This window comes from Acinetobacter sp. YH12156 (assembly GCF_013418235.1).
Lineage (GTDB): Bacteria > Pseudomonadota > Gammaproteobacteria > Pseudomonadales > Moraxellaceae > Acinetobacter > Acinetobacter pseudolwoffii.
In genome coordinates this window covers 23,006-43,731 of record NZ_VPCL01000007.1, presented here as the reverse complement: position 1 = coordinate 43,731, position 20,726 = coordinate 23,006, and the positions used below count along the sequence as shown (strand labels likewise).

Annotated in this window: 19 protein-coding genes and 1 pseudogene; 10 read left to right on the top strand and 10 right to left on the bottom strand. The window is 45.2% G+C overall.

From position 1 onward, the window contains the following. Positions 1-174 precede the first annotated feature (174 nt). Both rpmA and rplU read right to left on the bottom strand, forming a co-directional pair. The gene (gene rpmA / locus FTU87_RS08005) at positions 175-429 is read right to left on the bottom strand and encodes a 50S ribosomal protein L27 (RefSeq protein WP_005097774.1); all 255 of its coding nucleotides are present in this window, start codon (positions 427-429) and stop codon (positions 175-177) included. Positions 430-448: 19 nt separating this feature from the next. Continuing rightward, complete coding sequence (gene rplU / locus FTU87_RS08000) at positions 449-760, bottom strand: 50S ribosomal protein L21 (protein ID WP_005097776.1); 312 nt, start codon at positions 758-760, stop codon at positions 449-451. A gap of 445 nt (positions 761-1,205) precedes the next feature. On the opposite strand from rplU, the gene sdsA reads away from it, so the two are divergent. The 8 genes from sdsA (at position 1,206) to FTU87_RS07960 (ending at position 11,864) form a co-directional block, all read left to right on the top strand. After that, positions 1,206-2,183, top strand: coding sequence for an All-trans-nonaprenyl-diphosphate synthase (gene sdsA, locus FTU87_RS07995; protein WP_100329110.1), 978 nt, complete (start codon positions 1,206-1,208; stop codon positions 2,181-2,183). A 15-nt stretch (positions 2,184-2,198) separates the two neighbouring features. Beyond that, the gene (locus FTU87_RS07990; RefSeq protein WP_034608441.1) at positions 2,199-4,241 is read left to right on the top strand and encodes a site-specific recombinase; all 2,043 of its coding nucleotides are present in this window, start codon (positions 2,199-2,201) and stop codon (positions 4,239-4,241) included. A 159-nt stretch (positions 4,242-4,400) separates the two neighbouring features. Further along, positions 4,401-5,003: a phosphatase PAP2 family protein gene (locus tag FTU87_RS07985; RefSeq protein WP_074383416.1), complete on the top strand. Its 603-nt coding sequence runs from the start codon at positions 4,401-4,403 to the stop codon at positions 5,001-5,003. Between the two features lie 35 nt (positions 5,004-5,038). After that, positions 5,039-6,289 (top strand): efflux RND transporter periplasmic adaptor subunit, encoded by a 1,251-nt coding sequence (locus FTU87_RS07980; protein WP_074383417.1) that lies wholly within the window; start codon positions 5,039-5,041, stop codon positions 6,287-6,289. Positions 6,290-6,302: 13 nt separating this feature from the next. After that, positions 6,303-9,479 (top strand): efflux RND transporter permease subunit, encoded by a 3,177-nt coding sequence (locus tag FTU87_RS07975; protein ID WP_180096958.1) that lies wholly within the window; start codon positions 6,303-6,305, stop codon positions 9,477-9,479. Then, positions 9,479-10,951 (top strand): multidrug efflux RND transporter AdeIJK outer membrane channel subunit AdeK, encoded by a 1,473-nt coding sequence (gene adeK, locus FTU87_RS07970; RefSeq protein ID WP_180096957.1) that lies wholly within the window; start codon positions 9,479-9,481, stop codon positions 10,949-10,951. The genes FTU87_RS07975 and adeK overlap by 1 nt, the downstream gene beginning before the upstream one ends. A 106-nt stretch (positions 10,952-11,057) precedes the next feature. After that, a complete protein-coding gene (locus FTU87_RS07965; RefSeq protein ID WP_005097785.1) occupies positions 11,058-11,414 on the top strand; it encodes a YbjQ family protein in 357 nt (118 codons plus the stop codon). 3 nt (positions 11,415-11,417) lie between these two features. After that, entirely contained in the window at positions 11,418-11,864 is a 447-nt protein-coding gene (locus FTU87_RS07960) for a YbjQ family protein (protein WP_180096956.1), read from the top strand. Between the two features lie 350 nt (positions 11,865-12,214). On the opposite strand, the gene FTU87_RS07955 is transcribed toward FTU87_RS07960, so the two are convergent. Both FTU87_RS07955 and FTU87_RS07950 read right to left on the bottom strand, forming a co-directional pair. Beyond that, positions 12,215-12,712, bottom strand: a complete 498-nt coding sequence (locus FTU87_RS07955) for a DUF2505 family protein (RefSeq protein WP_005097789.1) — start codon at positions 12,710-12,712, stop codon at positions 12,215-12,217. A 147-nt stretch (positions 12,713-12,859) separates the two neighbouring features. After that, positions 12,860-13,135, bottom strand: coding sequence for a hypothetical protein (locus tag FTU87_RS07950; RefSeq protein ID WP_180078202.1), 276 nt, complete (start codon positions 13,133-13,135; stop codon positions 12,860-12,862). A 170-nt stretch (positions 13,136-13,305) separates the two neighbouring features. Here FTU87_RS07950 and FTU87_RS07945 point away from each other — a divergent pair, with 170 nt between their 5' ends. Then, positions 13,306-14,190 carry an alpha/beta fold hydrolase gene (locus FTU87_RS07945; RefSeq protein ID WP_180096955.1) on the top strand — a complete coding sequence of 295 codons (885 nt, stop codon included), beginning with the start codon at positions 13,306-13,308 and terminating at the stop codon, positions 14,188-14,190. 54 nt (positions 14,191-14,244) lie between these two features. On the opposite strand, the gene FTU87_RS07940 is transcribed toward FTU87_RS07945, so the two are convergent. Continuing rightward, positions 14,245-14,730 (bottom strand): hypothetical protein, encoded by a 486-nt coding sequence (locus tag FTU87_RS07940; protein WP_005169777.1) that lies wholly within the window; start codon positions 14,728-14,730, stop codon positions 14,245-14,247. A 371-nt stretch (positions 14,731-15,101) separates the two neighbouring features. On the opposite strand from FTU87_RS07940, the gene FTU87_RS07935 reads away from it, so the two are divergent. Next, on the top strand, positions 15,102-15,569 hold the full coding sequence (locus tag FTU87_RS07935; protein ID WP_180096954.1) for a GNAT family N-acetyltransferase: 468 nt from the start codon (positions 15,102-15,104) through the stop codon (positions 15,567-15,569). On the opposite strand, the pseudogene FTU87_RS07930 reads toward FTU87_RS07935, so the two are convergent. The 5 genes and pseudogenes from FTU87_RS07930 to FTU87_RS07910 form a co-directional block, all read right to left on the bottom strand. Continuing rightward, positions 15,566-17,368 (bottom strand): annotated as a pseudogene (locus FTU87_RS07930) (diguanylate cyclase domain-containing protein). The gene FTU87_RS07935 and the pseudogene FTU87_RS07930 overlap by 4 nt on opposite strands. A gap of 229 nt (positions 17,369-17,597) precedes the next feature. After that, entirely contained in the window at positions 17,598-17,936 is a 339-nt protein-coding gene (locus FTU87_RS07925; RefSeq protein ID WP_005097798.1) for an FKBP-type peptidyl-prolyl cis-trans isomerase, read from the bottom strand. Positions 17,937-18,020: 84 nt separating this feature from the next. Continuing rightward, entirely contained in the window at positions 18,021-18,644 is a 624-nt protein-coding gene (locus FTU87_RS07920; RefSeq protein WP_005097799.1) for an MgtC/SapB family protein, read from the bottom strand. An 85-nt stretch (positions 18,645-18,729) separates the two neighbouring features. Next, positions 18,730-19,260 (bottom strand): YaeQ family protein, encoded by a 531-nt coding sequence (locus FTU87_RS07915; RefSeq protein WP_005169770.1) that lies wholly within the window; start codon positions 19,258-19,260, stop codon positions 18,730-18,732. Between the two features lie 101 nt (positions 19,261-19,361). Next, the gene (locus FTU87_RS07910) at positions 19,362-20,369 is read right to left on the bottom strand and encodes a GTP-binding protein (RefSeq protein ID WP_180096953.1); all 1,008 of its coding nucleotides are present in this window, start codon (positions 20,367-20,369) and stop codon (positions 19,362-19,364) included. Between the last annotated feature and the right edge of the window lie 357 nt (positions 20,370-20,726).

Below are 20,726 nucleotides of genomic sequence, written 5' to 3'. Positions count from 1 at the left end.
TGATAGAAAATAAGAACTTTTGTATGGTTATTAATTCGAAATCTATTTTTTTGTTCATCATGATGAAGATTTCAGCCGTTTTTTTACATAAGCTGGATCAGGCGTTCATTACAGTCAATTTTCAGGCATAAAAAAGCCCACAGAAACTGTGGGCTTTTTTTCTATCTCAGCGAATTACGCTTCAACAGATACGTAGCGACGACCGAATTGGCCTTTCACTTCGAATTTGATTACGCCGTCAGCAGTCGCAAACAAAGTATGGTCACGGCCCATACCTACGTTTTGACCAGCGTGGAATTCAGTACCACGTTGACGAACGATAATGTTACCAGCAGTCACAGATTGACCGCCGTACATTTTAACACCTAACATTTTAGGATTCGAATCACGACCGTTTTTAGTCGAACCACCGGCTTTTTTAGTTGCCATGTCTATTTACTCCTCGTAATTAGCCTGAAATAGCTGTAATTTTCAACTCAGTGAACCATTGACGGTGACCTTGTTGTTTACGGTAGTGTTTACGACGACGCATTTTGATAATGCGGATTTTGTCGTGACGACCATGGCTAACTACTTCAGCAGTTACAGTAGCGCCAGCAACAACTGGAGCACCGATTTGAATGCTTTCACCGTTTACAAGCATCAATACGTCATCAAACGTAATAGTTGAGCCAGTTTCAGCTTTCAATAATTCTACTTTAAGGGTTTCACCCTCGATTACACGGTGTTGTTTACCACCGCTTTGGATTACTGCGTACATAATGTACTCCAAACAAGCCCGTGTCGTCGTGCCGATAAAGGAAGATATCGATCTTAAGACGTACGCCACTGGGGGATATCTAAGGGCGAGGATTTTAAGGGATATTCAAAAAAACAACAAGCCATTTTACTGAAATAATAATGGCGAGTATGTGCTAATTATTTAACACTTAAATAATTTCTATCAAATCAGACACTCAAGATATATTCAGCAACAAAATAATACAGCAGAAATTTGGCCAGTTTGATTAATATACTCAGCCTGATGAAGAGAGCGATATCGCTGACCTTTCCTGATTTTTTGTAGCGCAGAATATAGATCGAATCTGAATAAGATCTATAAAAAGCTGATTTTTAGTGGAGTTTATGCATTTCTTAGGTTTCACTCATGTTATAAATTGTTAAACTACGACCTGCGATTTACCAGACTAGAGGTTTTCTTTCACATGACCATCGACTTTAAGCAAGACATTCTCGCTCCTGTTGCTAACGACTTTGCTGCGATGGACACATTCATTAATGAAGGAATTACTTCAAAAGTTGCACTGGTGATGGCCGTCAGCAAACATGTGGTCGAAGCGGGTGGCAAACGCATGCGCCCGATTATGTGTCTTCTGGCTGCCAAGGCTTGTGGTGCTGAAGATTTAGAACCGCATCGCAAGCTGGCCGCGATTATTGAAATGCTGCATACGGCGACGCTGGTGCATGATGATGTGGTCGATGAATCTGGCCTGCGTCGTGGCCGTCCGACTGCCAATGCGACATGGAATAACCAGACTGCTGTTCTGGTCGGTGACTTCCTGATTTCACGTGCATTTGATCTGCTGGTCGATTTAAACAATATGGTCTTGCTGAAAGATTTCTCGACCGGCACCTGTGAAATTGCTGAAGGTGAAGTGCTGCAATTGCAATCCCAGCACCAGCCAGAAACCAGTGAAGCGACTTATTTAAATATTATTCATGGTAAAACGTCGCGCCTGTTTGAACTGGCGACAGAAGGCGCAGCGATTCTGTCGGGGAAAGATGAATTCCGTGACCCTTTAAAAACTTTCGCCGGTCATTTCGGCAATGCCTTCCAGATTATTGATGACATTCTAGATTACACCTCCGATGCAGAAACCCTCGGCAAAAATATCGGTGATGACCTGATGGAAGGCAAACCTACCCTGCCATTGATTGCTGCGCTAAAAAATACCTCCGGTGAGCAGCATGAAATTATCCGTCGCAGTATTGCCACTGGCGGTACAGAACATCTCGATCAAGTCATTCAAATTGTCAATGCATCTGGGGCACTGGACTATTGCCGTCAACGTGCGACTGAAGAAACGGAAACCGCCATTCATGCCCTGCAGGCATTACCTGACTCTGAGTATCGTCAAGCTCTGATTAATCTGGCCAAACTGGCCCTACACCGAATTCAGTAATCTTTAAACTCGCCTATGCATATTAATTTTCTTGATCTTTTCCAAAACATGCAGCATCAGCTTGAGCAACCTCAGGCGGTGCTGGATGAAAATCTTCTCATTGAACTGATTGAAAGAATCAGACCGGAAGACAGCAGAAATACCGAAGAAATCGAAGCAAAGTTCAATGCATTTATCCAGGCTTTATTATTGACGCCGAATGCAGTTTCAGCATTACAGACCTTTACCCTGCGGATCATTAACCGTTATAAACAGACCAGTCTGTTTTCCGATACCGGTATTTTGTCTCTGGATGGTTTCTGGAATCAGCTCAATCAACGTATTGGCGCGCATATCCTGCCAGTTATTCCGGATCATCAGCAATTACAAGAATTATTTCGCAAGGTTTTTTATCAGCCGACCGATAAATACTGGCTCGACTATTTTGATGAAGATGACTGGCAACGCTTATTTTCAGTTCTCAATCAGGGTCACTCCAATCAGCCTGAAAAGACCCGCATTAAAGATCAACTGATCAAGGCACTGACCATTTTGTCGTATCGGATCAGTGGTATTGGTCTGCATCCTGAATTTATTAATGCACAGCCGGAACTGATGGAATATGAATCTCCTTTTCTGGTGCAGAACCGTGAGATTAACGAATTTATTCAGGAATACAAAAAACGCTATAACACGGTCACACTGGTCGATTCGATCACCCCGCCAGATGCTTCGCAAGCACTGGTGATGCTGGAACAGTGTCATGATGTCGTGGCAAAAATTCGCCGCTCTACCAAACGGATTGGGGTCAGCGTGAGTCTGACCTATATGCTGGCACTGCTGGAGCAGTGTCTGGAGCGGGTTGAAATCCTGCTCAACATGGTCATGGACGAGGATGACCTGCGCTACCAGTCCATCGGCCTGTTTATTGCAGATATCACTGAAGCGATTTATAGCGAACGCAGTGTACGTGCCCTGCTGGCGACCAACAGTGAACTCCTGGCCTTGCAGGTGACTGAGAATGCCAGTAAAACTGGCGAACACTATGTCAGTACTGACAAAAAAGGCTTTCTGGCCATGTACAAATCGGCCGCCGGTGCAGGTGCAATCATCGCGACGATGGCCACCCTGAAAATCCTGATGACACGCCTGAGCATGGCGCCTCTCATGCAGGCCTTTAGCTATAGCATGAATTATTCGCTGGGTTTTATGCTGATTCATGTGCTGCATTTTACCGTGGCGACCAAACAGCCAGCGATGACAGCCGCTGCACTGGCGGCCACAGTCCAGCAACGCAAAGGCTCAAAAATGGCGCAAATTGCCGAGCTGGCTGCGCTGATTGTGAATATTATCCGTACCCAGTTTGTGGCAATTCTGGGCAATATTTCGATTGCCATTCCGGTGGCGGCATTGATTACCTTAATGTGGGACGTTGCTCTGCATGAACCCTTAATGAATCATGCCAAGGCAACCAAAACCTTACATGACCTGAATCCCTTTACCTCTTTGGCGATTCCGCATGCTGCGATTGCCGGGGTATGTCTGTTCCTGTCCGGGTTATTGGCCGGTTATTTTGACAATATGGCCGTCTACCGCAAGGTAGGCCCCCGCCTGAAAGCCCATATACGTTTATCGCAATTGATGGGACAGGAACGGTTGTACCGGTTTGCAGATTATATTGAACGTAATCTGGGAGCGCTGGCAGGTAATTTCATGTTTGGCATCATGCTCGGCAGTATGGGCACCATTGGTTTTATTCTGGGGTTGCCGCTCGATATCCGGCATATTGCCTTTGCCTCGGCCAACTTTATTCAGGGCCTGATCAATATTAATGGCCCGGATATTGGCTTGATTGTGGTGTCTTTCCTCGGTGTGTTGTTGATTGGCCTGACCAACTTATTTGTCAGTTTCAGTTTGACCATTATTGTGGCCTTACGTGCACGACGGGTGCGTTTTGAACAGTGGAAACCGTTGGCAAAACTGGTCATGACTCACTTCCTGACCCGGCCAAGTGATTTCTTCTGGCCCCCCAAGCAAAGCATTGAAATTGACGAAAATCATACATCGACGAAATCTTAAAACTGCGACAATTACAGTATATTTAGCAACAAATTCCTTACTAAAAAAATGGAATTCGCATAAAATACGCACACTTGAAAAAAAGTGTACTGACAAGTACACTTCTACTCCAGACAATTAACCGATCTGCGAACGGTTAAAGGGACAAGGATTTTTGGCATGCATTACTTGTTACTTTTTGTCGGTATTTTATTTTTAATTTTCAGTGTGTTCATCCTGAATATCCCTGCTTTAAGCAAGCTTGATTTGCACGCAGTGGAAAGGATGAGTCTGTATCGCACCGAGTTTTGGAATCGAATTACTCTGTCCTTATCAGTGATAGGTGGCATGCCATTTGTATTATTTTTATCCACACTATGGTGTATTGCCTTGCTGTGGTATAAAAAGCATACAAGCGTAATTTTTATATGTATCGGAATTATCGGAGGAATACTCCTAGCTTGGCTGTTAAAGTTTGCAATTGCCCGACCCCGACCACCAGAGTCCTTGCATCTGGTTGAAAGTTTTGGAAGTTCCTTTCCAAGTGCGCATAGTCTGTATGCGGCATGTCTGGCTTGTCTGGCAATTTACATGTATCGGCAACATTCTCGCTTTACCATCATCATGATCGGTGCAGGCTTATGGATGCTGATGATGGGGATTTCAAGAGTTTATCTAGGCGTACATTTTCCTTCAGATGTCATATCCGGCTGGAGTATCAGTTTTATTTGGATTTCGTTGTGGTATATGGTCTGGATCAGATATTGCGCGGCGCACAAATAAGAAAATTTAGATAAAGATCTAATAGAGGTGAAACAATGATGTCTGCAAAGCTTTGGGCACCTGCCCTGACTGCTTGCGCATTAGCAACAAGTCTTGCACTTGTTGGTTGTAGCAAAGATCCAAAAGAGGGCCAGCAAGCTGGTGCTCAACAACAGATGCCACCGACTGAAGTCGGTGTTCTTGTTGCACAACCACAAAGTGTAGAGCAGTCTGTAGAGCTCTCGGGTCGTACAACAGCATTTGAAATTTCAGAAGTACGTCCGCAAGCCAGTGGTGTGGTGCTTAAACGCTTGTTCACTGAAGGCAGTTATGTGCGTGAAGGTCAGGCTCTGTACGAAATCGATTCAAGCACCAACCGTGCGACCGTGGATAATGCTCGTGCAGCAATTGCCCGTGCTGAAGCCAATCTGGGTGTATTACGTGTGAAGGAAGGCCGTTACCGCCAGCTGGTTGGAACCAATGCCATTTCTAAACAAGAATATGATGACATCGTGGCACAGGTCAAACTGGCTGAAGCCGATCTGAATGCCAACCGTGCCACCTTGCGTAATGCCGAAATTAACTTGGGCTATTCGACTGTACGTGCACCGATCTCGGGCCAGACCAACCGTTCCTCTGTGACTGCGGGTGCATTAGTGACGGCGAATCAACCAGAGCCATTGGTTACCATTCAGCGTTTAGATCCGATTTATGTGGATATCAACCAGTCCAGTGCTGAGCTTTTACGTTTACGTCAGCAGCTCAACAAAGGCGACTTGAATAGCTCAAACAACACTAAAGTGAAGTTAAAGCTTGAAGATGGCAGCATCTACCCGATTGAAGGCCGTCTTGCATTTTCGGATGCCAGCGTAAATCCGGAAACAGGTACGGTGACTTTACGTGCGGTATTCCCGAACAAAAACCATTTACTCCTGCCAGGTATGTTTGCGACTGCGCAAATCGTACAGGGTGAAGTGCCCAATGCCTTCCTGATCCCACAAGCGGCGTTGACCCGTACTCCAACAGGTCAGGCAATGGCGATGCTGGTCGGTGCTGATGGTAAAGTAGCACCACGTCCAGTCACGACCACCGGCTCTCAAGGCAACAACTGGATTGTGACTGAAGGTCTGAATCCAGGTGATAAAGTGATTGTGGACGGGATTGCAAAAGTGAAACCTGAACAGCAAGTTGTAGCTAAACCTTATCAACCTCAAGGTGCTGCACCGCAACAGCCTGCAGCAAACGAGAAAAAGGCAGATGATGCAAAGAAAGAACAACCTGAACAAAAACCTGCTGCAAATGCATAAGGAGTAATGGTTCATGGCTCAATTCTTTATTCATCGCCCGATTTTTGCATGGGTGATTGCATTGGTTATCATGCTGGCCGGTATTTTAACCATCAGCAAAATGCCAATTGCACAATATCCAACGATTGCTCCGCCAACCGTGACCATTTCTGCGACTTATCCAGGTGCATCTGCTGAAACTGTTGAAAATACAGTGACCCAGATCATCGAGCAGCAGATGAACGGTATGGATGGCTTACGTTATATCTCGTCTAACAGTGCGGGTAACGGTTCTTCTTCTATTTCCTTGAACTTTGACCAGGGTGTTGATCCTGATATCGCACAGGTTCAGGTTCAGAACAAATTACAGTCTGCCACTGCACTTCTTCCCGAAGATGTACAGCGTCAGGGTGTGCGTGTCACCAAATCCGGTGCCAGCTTCCTTCAGGTATTGGCTTTCTATTCACCTGATGGCAGCCTGACCGCCGATGACATCAAAGACTATGTCAACTCGAATATTTCTGAACCTTTAAGCCGTGTGGCCGGGGTCGGTGAAGTTCAGGTCTTTGGTGGCTCTTATGCCATGCGCATCTGGCTAGATCCAGCCAAAATGGCCAGCCTGCAAGTAACACCGAGCGATATTGCGACTGCAATTCGCACCCAGAACGCACAGGTTGCGGTGGGTCAGCTTGGTGGTGCTCCTGCAGTTGAAGGTCAAGTGCTGAATGCAACCGTAACGGCTCAAAGCCTGTTACAGACTCCGGAACAGTTCAGCAATATCTTCCTGAAAAATACCACTTCGGGCGCGCAAGTTCGTCTGGGTGATGTGGCACGGGTGGAACTCGGTGCAGATAACTATCAGTTTGATTCGAAATTTAATGGCAAACCGGCTGGTGGTGTGGCAATTAAACTTGCCACAGGTGCTAACGCGCTTGATACAGCAAAAGCGGTTGAAGAACGCTTAGAACAGTTACGTCCGAACTATCCGCAAGGCATGGTCGATCAACTGGCCTTTGATACAACACCATTTATTGAACTGTCGATTAAGAGTGTGGTTAAGACCCTGATCGAAGCGATTATTCTGGTGTTCCTGGTCATGTTCTTGTTCTTGCAGAACTGGCGTGCCACGATTATTCCAACCATGGCGGTTCCAGTCGTTGTATTAGGTACATTTGCCGTCATTAACATCTTTGGCTTCTCGATTAATACCCTGACCATGTTTGCCATGGTGTTGGCGATTGGTCTTCTGGTCGATGACGCGATTGTTGTGGTCGAGAACGTCGAACGGGTCATGGTGGAAGAACATCTGGATCCGGTGGCTGCAACTGAAAAATCGATGAAACAGATTTCTGGCGCACTGATTGGTATTACCTCGGTGTTGTCGGCAGTATTCGTTCCAATGGCATTCTTCGGTGGAACCACCGGGGTCATTTATCGCCAGTTCTCGATTACGCTGGTAACAGCGATGGTCTTGTCACTGGTGGTTGCCTTAACATTCACCCCTGCCCTATGTGCGACCCTGCTGAAACAGCATGATCCGAACAAGCCGGAAAGTAATGGTATTTTTGCGCGTTTCTTCCGTTGGTTTAATAGCAGTTTTGACAAGGTCTCTATGAAATATCAGGGCGGCGTCAACCGTATGACCCACAGCAAGATTTTCTCAGGCGTGGTGTATGCCGTGGTACTGGGTATTATTGTGCTGTTGTTCCAGAAACTGCCTTCTTCGTTCCTACCGGATGAAGACCAGGGCGTGGTCATGACGCTGGTTCAGTTACCGCCAAATGCAACCTTGGAACGTACCGACAAAGTGGTCAGCACTATGACCAACTATTTCTTGGAAAATGAGAAAGAGCATGTCGAGTCCGTCTTTAGTGTGGCAGGTTTCTCCTTCACGGGTGTGGGACAAAACGCAGGTCTAGCATTTATTAAACTGAAAGACTGGTCAGAGCGTCACAGTCCGGAATCTCAAGTCGGTGCCATTATTCAACGTGGTATGGCGCTGAACATGATTGTCAAAGATGCGTCTTACATCATGCCTCTGCAATTACCTGCAATGCCTGAACTGGGTGTGTCGGCTGGCTTTAACTTACAGCTCAAAGCTGCAAGTGGTCAAAGTCATGACCAGCTCCTGGCAGCACGTAATACGATTCTCGGTCTAGCAGCACAAGACTCGCGTCTGGCTGGTGTGCGTCCGAATGGTCAGGAAGATAATCCACAGTACCGTGTCATTGTCGATCATGCACAAGCTGGTGCACTGGGCGTGAGTGTTGCTGAAATTAACAGCACCATGGGTATTGCTTGGGGCGGTTCGTATATCAATGACTTCATTGATCGCGGTCGTGTCAAGAAAGTCTATGTTCAGGGTGAAGCTGGCTCGCGTATGATGCCGGAAGATCTGGACCAATGGTATGTGCGTAATAACCGCGGTGAAATGGTGCCATTCTCGGCGTTTGCCACAGGCGAATGGACCTACGGTTCACCACGTCTTGAGCGTTATAATGGCGTATCTTCTATGAACATCCAGGGTACACCTGCTCCGGGTATCAGCTCGGGCGACGCAATGGTGGCCATGGAAGAAATTGTGGCGAAGTTACCAGAAATGGGCTTGCAAGGTTTCGATTTCGAATGGACAGGTCTGTCTTTAGAAGAGCGTGAATCTGGTGCACAGGCGCCGTTCCTGTATGCCTTGTCACTGCTGATTGTCTTCCTGTGTCTGGCAGCCCTGTATGAAAGCTGGTCGATTCCGTTCTCGGTTCTAATGGTAGTCCCATTGGGTATTGTTGGTGCATTATTACTCACCTTTGGTGGAATGGTATTGCTGCAAAACCCGAACCTGTCGAATAACATTTACTTCCAGGTGGCGATTATTGCCGTGATTGGTCTTTCTGCGAAAAACGCGATCTTGATTGTCGAGTTTGCGAAAGAATTGCAAGAACAAGGTGAAGAGTTATTTGAAGCGACCTTGCATGCGGCAAAAATGCGTTTACGTCCAATTATCATGACCACATTGGCCTTTGGTTTTGGTGTATTACCGCTTGCCCTGGCTTCAGGTGCGGGTGCAGGTAGCCAACACTCAGTCGGTTATGGTGTACTCGGCGGCGTGATCAGCTCGACCTTGTTAGGTATCTTCTTTATCCCGGTATTCTACGTGTGGATTCGAAGTGTCTTTAAATACAAACCAAAACAACAAAATCAGGAGTATAAGTCGTAATGCAAAATGTATGGTCTATTACAGGTCGTAGCATTGCGTTATCTGCCCTTGCGCTTGCTTTGACGGCTTGTCAAAGCATGCGCAGTCCAGAGCCGGTTGCGCAGGCAGATATCCCGAGCAGCTATACCAATGCGTCTGGTACTTCTGTAGCAGAACAAGGTTATAAAAACTTTTTTGCCGATCAGCGCCTGTTACAGGTGCTCGATCTGGCATTAAACAATAACCGTGATCTGCGCACTGCTGCCCTGAATATTCAACGCGCCCAGCAACAGTATCAGATTACTGAAAACAATCAGTTACCGACCATTGGTGCCAGTGGCAGCGTGTTACGTCAAGACACGGGCAGCAGCAATCCTCAAAGCCGCGGTGCTGTAACCACCTATAATGTAGGTCTGGGTGTAACCGCATTTGAACTGGACTTTTGGGGGCGTGTACGTAGCTTAAGTGACAATGCACTGGATAACTTCCTGGCGACTCAGAGTGCGCGAGATGCGACGCAAATTGCGCTGATTGGTCAGGTGTCTCAAGCCTGGCTCAGCTATTCATTTGCCAATGCCAATCTGGCTTTGGCTGAACAAACGCTAAAAGCACAGCTTGAATCGTTTAACCTGAACAAGAAACGTTTTGATGTCGGGATCGACAGCGAACTTCCTGTGCGTCAGGCCCAGATTTCCGTCGAAACGGCACGCAATGATGTCGCGAATTACCGCACTCAGGTGGCACAGGCACAAAACCTGTTAAACCTGCTGGTCGGTCAGCAAGTGCCTGCGACTTTATTGCCGGCACAACGCGTAACCAGCATCACGTCCAATACGGCACTGGGTGCAGGCTTGCCAAGTGATTTGCTGATTAACCGTCCAGATGTACGCGCTGCCGAGTATCGTCTGTCTGCAGCGGGTGCCAATATCGCGGCAGCACGCGCACGCCTGTTCCCGACCATCAGTTTGACCGGTTCAGCAGGTTATGCATCGACCGATTTAGGCGATCTGTTTAAATCAGGCAGTTTTGGCTGGTCCTTTGGCCCAAGTCTGGATATTCCAATTTTCGATTGGGGTACCCGTCAGGCCAATATCCAGATTTCTGAAACCGATCAGCAAATTGCATTATCAGATTACGAAAAGTCGATTCAAGCCGCTTTTCGTGAAGTAAATGATGCGCTAGCAGTTCGCCAAAACATTGGTGATCGAATTGCTGCACAGCGCCGTCTGGTAGAAGCCACCAATACCACCTATCGCTTGTCGCAGGCACGTTTTCGCGCCGGGATTGACAGCTATCTGACGGTACTGGATGCACAGCGCGCCTCTTATGCCGCAGAACAAGGCTTGCTCTTGCTTGAACAGGCCAACTTGAACAATCAGGTTGAAGTCTACAAGACCCTCGGTGGAGGCTTAAAAGTCAATACCACGGATACCCTGCCGAATCAGCCGTCCGTGACTGAACAACGCCGCGCAGCAGCACAGCAGGCGAAATAGATTTAAAATAGAAAAAGAAAAGCTCACTTCGGTGGGCTTTTTTATTGCATTTTCAAAGCAGTTTTCCTATTGTCATAGACCAGCAATTTATTTAGAAAACATACGCATGTTACTTAGCAATCTGGAATCTGTACCGGGACACACTATTCGCCAACAAATTGATGTGGTTTATGGCAGTACGGTACGCAGCAAACATGTCGGGCGTGATTTACTCGCTGGCCTGAAAAATATTGTCGGGGGTGAGCTTACTGCTTATACCGAGCTGCTGGAAGAATCCCGTCAGGAAGCGATGAACCGGATGGTTGAAAAAGCCCGTAGCATGGGTGCCAATGCGATTGTCGGTATTCGTTTCTCGACCTCCAATATTGCCCAAGGCGCCTCTGAACTGTTTGTCTATGGAACGGCGGTCATTGTTGATCCAGTCATGCCAAAATTACCCGACCCTTTTCCACAGGCAGAATAATTCATGGACGGTTTAATTTTTCAGATCGTCATTTTTGTCATTCTGTTTAGCGTCGGTTTTGGCTTTGGTCGTTATAATGAACGCAAACATTTTCGTTATCTAGACGAACAGGAACAACGACTGGCTTATATCCAGGTCAACAACAGCCGCTTTATCTTATCTGAACATTCCGGACAGATGATCAGCAGTAATGTGGTTATTTCCCATGATTATTTTAAATACGCAATTGCCAATGTGCAGAACATGTTGGGAGGTCGTTTGACCAGCTATGAAAGCGTGGTAGAGCGGGCACGGCGTGAGGCGATTGTACGTTTAAAACTTGAAGCTGAAAAAATCGGAGCCACCCAGATTATGGGGATTCGGCTGAGCACTACGGAACTGGGCATGCAAGGCGGTATGGTCGAAGTCTTTGCTTATGGCACTGCACAGCACCCTACTTCACTAATCTAAAAATAGCTATATAAACAATAGCATGCAGATGGTTAGCTCATATTGCGCAGTACGCGCAGATAATTGCTGAATGTGGATCAACTCGCTTATCGACTGGCGATGCAATATCATAGAAGAAGTGATTAAGCTCAAAGTTAGCGGCATAAATACAAATAATATGATGCCGTTTCTTCAGTCGATCAAACGGCACTCAATCCCATCTGTATTGCCTTATTATTTTTCTACGTCTTAAGCCGCATTGCTTAGAGAACGGCAGCAAGCTAAATGGCTATACATTGCCGAATTGACCGCCACCACCCAGCTTAAAAGTGCCCTTTTTAAATATTGGTGAACGAGATGGGTGCACTAATTCAGGCTGTTAGGCTCTTGCGTAATTCATCTTCAACGATACTGAGTTCAATTTCACTAAATTTACGAATCTCGCCTTCTGCATGCTTTTCCAGCATACCGCCGAGCAACGGCACTTTGACCTTTACTGTCCAGTTGAGCTGAAACTGGATCTGGTCTTCATCTCCAGTGACTGCACGCTGACAGGTCGCCTCGATCGGTAAATTTGCCCCGAGTTGTACCGTCGATGTCATTTGATTCAGATCGCTGATATCGGTACGCTGCAAACGGAATGCATCCTTGAGTAATTTTTTTGCCATATCCGGGATGTTGACATCCAGATTATAGGCACGTTTCAAGGTATACATATGCCCCTGCTTTTCCGAGACCAGAATTTCTAAATTTTGCGCAGGAATTCGATGACAGACTGCCTCATGCAAACGAATATCATTGGCCAGACGTTTAAATTCATCAATAGACACGCCATTGATAATTGCTTTCACAGTGAACTGATGTGCCATGCTATTTTTCCTTATTTTTATTGCATTATTCGCTTAGGTCACTCCGGACTATCGCAAATAAAACCAAACACAGAGATGATTCTGCAATTTATATCAACTTTATAGCATCTGTCATTATTCTTTTATCGGGAAATAGCGGCAATTCGGTCAATCTTTGCAAGATAGTTTTGCAGACAACTGTGTCTGGCCACAACTGATCTGTAGCTGTGCTGTGGCATAGTCAATCACGACATGAAATTCATCGGCGCCATCGTCTAGACCGGACACATACCATGTGGTTCCGTTTGGAAAATCCCGCAGCCAGTCTGCTTTATAAAAGTCTGAAACCGAATCAAACTGCACATACAGTTCAGGCTGCGCTTCGATCTTCATTGCCAGAGCCATAAACTTCTGTAATTTCGCCTGCTGAAAATCAATAATCATACTATTTCCCCCTGTTTAGACATGATGATAGCGCAGCGATCTTCATATATGCTTAAAGGGTTCTTCTCGCTATACGACTGCCGAGTTTTGACATCTGGCCCATTATTGGATTAAACATAAGCTAGCGCACAAAAAACAAGATCTCATCCAATATAACGAAGGATATACTCATGGTGCAGGGAAAAATGCAGGTAGAAAGTGTCCAGTTTCTGGCAGAAGATGGTTATAGCTTAAGTGGCAAACTCTACCGGACACCGTCTGTGGCGAAGGCCAATATTGTCGTTGCCTGTGCGACGGGAGTACCGCAAGCGTTTTATCGCCGTTTTGCAGAATATGCAACTCATGCCGATTTTCAGGTGCTGACCTTCGATTATCGAGGGGTGGCCGCTTCCGCACCGAAACAGCTCAAAGGCTTTAAAATGTCTTATCTGGACTGGGGAGAATATGACCTGAGTGCGGCAATTGAATATTTGGGCCGGACAGGACTGGATATTTATATGATTGGCCATTCCTATGGAGGTCAGGCATTAGGTCTGTGTAAACATCATGACCGCATCGAAGCGATGTACTGTTATGGCACAGGCGCCGGCTGGCATGGTTATATGCCGCTCAAGGAAAAAATCAAGGTTCAGATGATCTGGAATATTGTTTTCCCTCCACTCGTAGCAATCACCGGCTATTTGCCATGGAGCAAATTTAACATGGGTGCAGACTTGCCACGTGATGTCTATCGTCAGTGGCGTAAGTGGTGCAAATATCCGACCTATTTCTTTGCCGATCCGGATTTGAAAGACTTACACACACGTTATGCTGCGGTAAGTACTCCGATTTATGCGGTTGCTGCTCTCGATGATACTTGGGCCCTGCCTAATTCCAGACATGCTTTTATGCAATATTACCGTCAAGCAAACGTGCATTATATTGATCTTAAAGCTGAAGATTATGGTTTAAAGGACATTGGTCATATGGGCTATTTCCGTCAGGGGGCAGAAAAAATCTGGCAAGATGCCTTAAATACCTTTTCCGAATTACATCGGCTTAAATATGCAGCCTGATGTTTAACGCCTATCGTTTCCTGCAAAACTTACAAGCTTCCTGAGCAGAGAGTATCAAGCACAATCTGACTGTAAAAGATCGGTACGAATTTCCTGACGATGCTCTTGGCCAAAACGGTCGACATGCGTATAAAACACGCCATAGCGGCCGACATAATATTCCAGTGACTGATGGTAAAAATTCCAGAAAATCGACCACTCCCCTAAATCCATCTGACGAATTTGTGTACTGCTTTGCATAGGCATTTTTTGCAAGATTTCCTGCTGTAACTGCTCTGCCTGTGCCCTGTCCTGAATAGCTACATGACGCTGAAAAAACAGCTGAGCCACATCATCAAACAGTTCCAGTTCATAAGCATCAACCAGATGCACCTGTTCCTCATGCGTAGTCATGACATGTTCTGAAATACTGGCAATTTGTTCAGGTTTTTCTGCACGCTGCGCAGAGAGATAAGACTGGGTTTTATAAATTTTCCGCCCCACGATCCAGGCGGCATTGAACAGCAAAAAAATACACAGCAAGAGCAACAATTTAAACATAGTAGATGATCTCGTGTGGCTGATTTTATTTTTATTACCGAGCACTTCATATTCATTTGAATAATGGCCTAACACCTAGCATACGTCTATTTTTTAGACAGTGCAAACTCCTGCACTATTTCGATGATGGCATCCTTGACTCGATTTTATGGGGATTTAAAGTAAGCACGGCGATTCTAGCAAAGCTTGCTGTAAATTTGAGCACCCGCTCCTGAGAAGCGTTGATTTTAGAAAATCAGATAAACAAAACCGACAGATCAGCAACATAAGTTATCTTCACCTACTGGTTTTTAAGAAAATCCTCTCAAAAAACTACAAGATTGTTATTTTGTTTCAACCTGCATTTCTCTTCCAATGAAGCCTTCCTGTAAATGTTCGAGAAAATGAATAACATGGTGATTCGTGAAGGGAAGATTCAGGATATACCTCAAATTATTCAGGTGATTCATGACAGTATTCAATCTTGTGTTTTAGATCATCAACGTGAGGACAGTCGCATCCAAAGCTGGCTGGAAAAATTTGATCACGCCAGCCTGATTGTCGATATGCTTTATAACGATTGTTGGGTTTGCCTTGTGCACGACAAAGTAGTCGGGTTTTTATTGGTCAGTGATACTGGAGAAATCCGGATGCATTATGTCGCCCCACATTGCCAGAGGCTTGGATTTGGCACCGAATTATTTAATCAAATGCATGCAGCATTAGTAGAGAAAAAAATCTATCAGATTGCAGTCAAGTCGACTCAAACAGCCCTCAGCTATTATCAGCGATGTGGATTTGATTCGAGCACCGCACATTCACAAGATGATGGATCATATCTGTATAAATACGTTTTTTAATCTGCACCCTGCTCAAAGTTTAATTGATCACGCCCGGTCTGTTTAGCCAGATACAGCTGCACATCTGCGGCTTTCATCAAGGCATGAATATCGGTATATTGATGTTGTGGGCTTATCCAAGCAGCGCCCACACTGACCGTGATCCAGGCTTTGCCATCCGGCCGGTTTAGATGTTCAAATTGTTGTTCCCGAATCTGCTGAATGACACGTTCCAGATATTGCAGGGCAACCGGAATCGGTATATCACCAAGCAGAATGGCAAATTCCTCCCCGCCATAACGCGCCAGATAACCCGATTGAGGCAAGCTGGCCTGAATCACCTTAACCAGGTTTTGTAGAATCTCATCACCCTTTAAATGGCCATAATGATCATTATAATTTTTAAAATAATCAACATCCAGCATGGCAAAAAGCAGTGTGGCATGTGAATGTTGCTGGCTTTGCAAAAACTTCTGCTGGATTTCACTATTTAAAGCACGCCGGTTAAAAGCACCGGTCAGCGCATCAATCTTCATCTGATGTTCCAGTTTGGCATTTAGTTGATGCAGTTGCTGGGTACGCTCTTTGACTTTTTGATCAAGCGAACTGTTGAGCTCGATGAGGTTAAAATTTAGCTGTTCTGTCTGATAAGTTTGATGCGCATAGTGTCTAGACTGCTGAAACATAATCAACAAGGCATATAAACTGGTGGAAATGAAAGACAAATGTGTGGTTTGAATGACATTAATCAGCAAGAGATAGTCATTTAAAAATGTCAGACACAAGAAAATAATGGCAAACAGATTCAGGCGTGAATACGGTTGCTTATCACGTAGGGTCTGATAAAACCCGTACATAAAATTCCCAATAATCACCAGACCATAAATCGCACTATAGAGCGCAAGACGTTCAAATAACTCGGGGGTAGAAAATAGCGTCACACTGATATTCAAAATCAATAAGACGATCGCAATATAATAAATCAGCGGTTTTAAATAGCGCTGATTAAACAGATGCATATAACTGAGGAAAAATAATACCGCCAGAAACGTAAACAGATACTCTAAACGTGTTCCCCATAACCAGTCGATATTGGTAAATACCGAATAGGCATAGGGCGCTGAAAACATATTATGCAGGGCCAGAAAGATAATAAAACAGCCAAACACAAAAATGCTTTTGCTATTACGCTCTTTTGATCCTCGAAATATTGAAAACAGGATATTGAAAACACCCACCCCGAGTACTGCGCCACAGGCCATGGCAATACTCATCATCAACTGCTGGAATTGACGATTGACTGTACCTGCGACCCCAATCTGCATTGGGCGTTCCAGCCCTCCATGCAAATGAGTGTAATTCGAGGCCTGAATGCTTAAGGTAATGTATTCACTGTCTGCAACGAAATAGCCAATCCGGGGGGCTTTTTCAGTGATCTGCTGTTCAGGTGTTTTACTGATTTGCCCAAGCCGGACAATAAACTCGCCATTTACATAGACCCGATAAGCGCCATATTGAGCAGGAATCCGAATGGCAATCCGGCGTCCGATAAATTCTTTAGGAATTTTATAATGGCTAATAAATGTGCCATAACCAATATTTGAGTTGGTCAGTATTTTAAAAGAAGCCGGCAATTCCACTGTTTTTGATAAAAGTACGGAACTTGGCTAGACAATAAACTGGCTCGGATAAAATAACCATTTCCCCTGCAAAGGGCTGCTGCTGTGTTCGCTAAAATGAATTTCAGAGATATGATCACGGAACTGCTGCTGCACCCCGGGGGATGTGGCAGCGATCTGGGCAGATACTGAAGTGCTCATCAAGATGCCCCAGCTTATGGCCCAAACCCACATTACAAAATAGACATTCCTTATCACGTTTTGCAAAGACAGTAGTTTCCTGAAAAAGAGCTTTATTCTTCTTATAATCTACTTGGAATATCAGGGAGTTCAAATATTTTTTTGTAGTTTATCGGAAGAAGCCCCCAATACTGAGACTTCTCCCGATCAGCATTCACTCATGATACTGAATAAATCTTATTTCAATGAATTAATCACGTGTTTTTACATCAAACAGTTCAATTTCAAAAATCAGGTCTGAATTGGCTGGAATCACTTTGCCCATTTTACGTTCGCCATAGGCCAAATGTGCCGGCACCAGCAGTTTACGTTTACCACCCACTTTCATGCCCAAAATGCCCTGATCCCAACCTTTGATCACACGGCCTGTTCCGATCACGGTTTCAAAATAATTACCGCGATCAATCGATGAATCAAACTTGGTTCCATCTTCTAGCCAGCCGGTATAGTGTGTGGTAATCAGCGCACCTTTTACCGCCTCTTTCCCTTCGCCTACTTTTAAATCAATAATTTCAAGTTCGTTAATCATGCTTATTTACCTGAGATTGGCATAAATTCAAAAATCAGTATAAACCGGATTGATTGATTTTTTTAGGCTTTAGTCCTTGATGGATTAAAAGCTGAGTTCCTGAATATTCTGATCATTGAGTAAATGCAGGGTGAGTTTTTGATGGTTTTTGGCCGATCCCATCAGCACCCATCTTCCGCTAATCTGCTGCTCAACCTTGCGCTGTGAAGAATGCATGACTTTTAGCTTATATTGTTTGAAAAGCGATTCATAATGGTTGAGCTCATGTTTCTCAAAAGGACAGACAATTTCGTAATTACGTTCCTGATTCAGCGACTCGATCCCGCGCTGTACATACATCAGTAGAACCAGTACCACCATGACCATTAAAGTGGCCCAGATACTCAGGATTTCATAACCCGCACCGGCTGCCATGCCCAGTGCTGCGGTCATCCAGATGGTGGTGGCCGTGGTAATTCCTGAAATACGGTTCTCATCTTTGAGAATGACCCCTGCCCCTAAAAAGCCTAGCCCCGTCAGGACATTGGCCGCCAGCCGGTCAGGATTTTCCACGCCTATTTTCAGGGAAATGATAGTAAACAGACAGGAGCTGAGACTGACCATGATCATGGTACGCAGTCCGGCAGATTTACTGTGATATTCACGTTCTGCACCAATAATGGCCCCGATCGCGACGGCCAGCAGTAAATCATAAAGTTCATGGTACATGACACAACCCTGAGTATTTTTATTCCTCAGGTATACGCAATTTAAGCGACAGGATACAAGTCCAGACGTGCATCCTTATGCGTCCTTATTGTAACTGTTCCCACTCGACCAGCACCTGCCCCTGATCGCCAATCAGAGTCCATTCACCATCCATCACATTGAGCTGTAACTGCATGGTGCGTGCACATAATTGTGGCAATGCATCGGTGGTTGTAGTCGATAATTTCCACACCTCCACATTCTTTAACGTCTTTAATTTGCTGCTGCGCTTATACCATTCATCTACCGCAGAACCATAGGTCACCACAGCCACTTGCTTACAGCGCGCACTGGCTTTTTTGACTTTATCTTCATCCGGGCTACCGACTTCAATCCATTTCACCAATTGACCAGTGAGGTCTTTTTCCCACAAGGCCGGCTCATCGGTTTCAAACAGATCCTTGGTAAATTCCAGCGCTTCATCGGCATAACGCGCATACGCCAGAATACGCACCATCAGGCGTTCAATGGTTTCTGAAGGATGCAGCGCCATCGTCAACTGATAATCTGCATAACGGTGCGTATCCATATCTGCAATATTCAAATCAACCTTATAAATCGTCGCTTTTAACGCCATAACACAATCCTCAAATTTGGCGCCTAGCATATAAGATTTAGCAGTATTTTGCTGAACAGATTTAGGTCAATAACTCATTCAGCGCCTTAGCAACAGTACTATTATTTTTCCGGATCAATACGGCATTGCATCAACGCGCTTTCAAACTCCAGCCAATCCCGTGACTGTTGATAAATCACTTCGATCCGGTTATCAATACCTGCCTCAACCGACTGATAATTAAACTGCTCCGGATTGAAATTAAAGCTTTTCCAGTCCTGATCGGTATTAAAAATTCCTTTGATTCTGAGCCAGTCTTTTTGTTCACACAGCAAGTCGAGCAAATCATAAAAATGAAATTGCCAGCGTTTTGGCAACTTCCAGCCCGCAACCTGATAGCCCTGCGCGCTTTCCACATAATGATAAGGCAGCTGCTGAATCAGCACGGGTGCCTCTGGGGAAGGATTGATCTGTTGCTGTTTTAATAAAGGCTGGAGCTGACGTACAGAACCTTGATAATCCTGTTTAATCTGCTCAATACTCAGCTGTCCCTGCTCTGTGCACAACCACTGCTGGGCATAGACTTGATATTCCGCCTGAAGCTGCGTAAGCGCAGCATGATCTTCGGCTGTCATTAAATCTGTATGTGAAATCACCACAATCTGCGCGGCCTTAAGCTGATCTGCATACAGATTTTGCTGTGACCAATCCTGATCATGCAAACGTGAACCATCGACCACCGTGACCAAAGCCTGCATGTTTAAATGACTGTGCCAATGCGGTTCCGTCAACTGTTCTAACAATTGTGCAGGATGTCCCAGCCCGGTCGGCTCGATAAACAGCCGATCCGGTTTCACTTCGGACAGTAAACGTGACAAGGCAGTCTGCATCGGCAACTGACTACTACAACATAGGCAGCCACCCAGTAATTCCTTTACCGCATAGCCTGAATCTTGTGGCAATAACTGCTGGTCGACCCCGATCTGACCGAACTCATTCATCAGTACGGCCCAGATTTCCTGTTCAGGTTTCTGCTGTAATAAATGCTTAAGCAGTGTGGTTTTACCCGCCCCCAAAAATCCAGAAATGATATGGACAGGAATCGGCTGTGCTGCGGACAGAATTTTCAAAATCGGTTCTCAAGAGATTAAATAGACAAGATCATGCCCTGTATTATAGGGCACAGCATGGTTTTAGAGACATTTTCTTGCTCAATGGCGACTTGAAACTATCAGTTTATAAGTTAATAGAATTATCTCAAATAGAGAATCTTGATGTTTATTCATATTTAAAATTCAGCTTTTTTGAAACATTCATATACATTTTCATTAAATAGAACACTGCATAATTAACAGTAATTAAACAACTTTCTGCATTGTGTATATGCTGAGTTATTCACTCCGTGTCGCTTTTGTTAATTGATTTGCTCATCAAAATTTCAGTGCTTAGGATGAACTCCTGTCGAATTGATGTGATGGTCAGCTCGG

Excerpts from the sequence above, each read along its gene's own strand:
- rpmA (WP_005097774.1), bottom strand. The coding sequence starts at position 429 with ATGGCAACTAAAAAAGCCGGTGGTTCGACTAAAAACGGTCGTGATTCG.
- rplU (WP_005097776.1), bottom strand. The coding sequence starts at position 760 with ATGTACGCAGTAATCCAAAGCGGTGGTAAACAACACCGTGTAATCGAG.
- sdsA (WP_100329110.1), top strand. The coding sequence starts at position 1,206 with ATGACCATCGACTTTAAGCAAGACATTCTCGCTCCTGTTGCTAACGAC.
- FTU87_RS07990 (WP_034608441.1), top strand. The coding sequence starts at position 2,199 with ATGCATATTAATTTTCTTGATCTTTTCCAAAACATGCAGCATCAGCTT.
- FTU87_RS07985 (WP_074383416.1), top strand. The coding sequence starts at position 4,401 with ATGCATTACTTGTTACTTTTTGTCGGTATTTTATTTTTAATTTTCAGT.
- FTU87_RS07980 (WP_074383417.1), top strand. The coding sequence starts at position 5,039 with ATGATGTCTGCAAAGCTTTGGGCACCTGCCCTGACTGCTTGCGCATTA.
- FTU87_RS07975 (WP_180096958.1), top strand. The coding sequence starts at position 6,303 with ATGGCTCAATTCTTTATTCATCGCCCGATTTTTGCATGGGTGATTGCA.
- adeK (WP_180096957.1), top strand. The coding sequence starts at position 9,479 with ATGCAAAATGTATGGTCTATTACAGGTCGTAGCATTGCGTTATCTGCC.
- FTU87_RS07965 (WP_005097785.1), top strand. The coding sequence starts at position 11,058 with ATGTTACTTAGCAATCTGGAATCTGTACCGGGACACACTATTCGCCAA.
- FTU87_RS07960 (WP_180096956.1), top strand. The coding sequence starts at position 11,418 with ATGGACGGTTTAATTTTTCAGATCGTCATTTTTGTCATTCTGTTTAGC.
- FTU87_RS07955 (WP_005097789.1), bottom strand. The coding sequence starts at position 12,712 with ATGGCACATCAGTTCACTGTGAAAGCAATTATCAATGGCGTGTCTATT.
- FTU87_RS07950 (WP_180078202.1), bottom strand. The coding sequence starts at position 13,135 with ATGATTATTGATTTTCAGCAGGCGAAATTACAGAAGTTTATGGCTCTG.
- FTU87_RS07945 (WP_180096955.1), top strand. The coding sequence starts at position 13,306 with ATGGTGCAGGGAAAAATGCAGGTAGAAAGTGTCCAGTTTCTGGCAGAA.
- FTU87_RS07940 (WP_005169777.1), bottom strand. The coding sequence starts at position 14,730 with ATGTTTAAATTGTTGCTCTTGCTGTGTATTTTTTTGCTGTTCAATGCC.
- FTU87_RS07935 (WP_180096954.1), top strand. The coding sequence starts at position 15,102 with ATGTTCGAGAAAATGAATAACATGGTGATTCGTGAAGGGAAGATTCAG.
- FTU87_RS07925 (WP_005097798.1), bottom strand. The coding sequence starts at position 17,936 with ATGATTAACGAACTTGAAATTATTGATTTAAAAGTAGGCGAAGGGAAA.
- FTU87_RS07920 (WP_005097799.1), bottom strand. The coding sequence starts at position 18,644 with ATGTACCATGAACTTTATGATTTACTGCTGGCCGTCGCGATCGGGGCC.
- FTU87_RS07915 (WP_005169770.1), bottom strand. The coding sequence starts at position 19,260 with ATGGCGTTAAAAGCGACGATTTATAAGGTTGATTTGAATATTGCAGAT.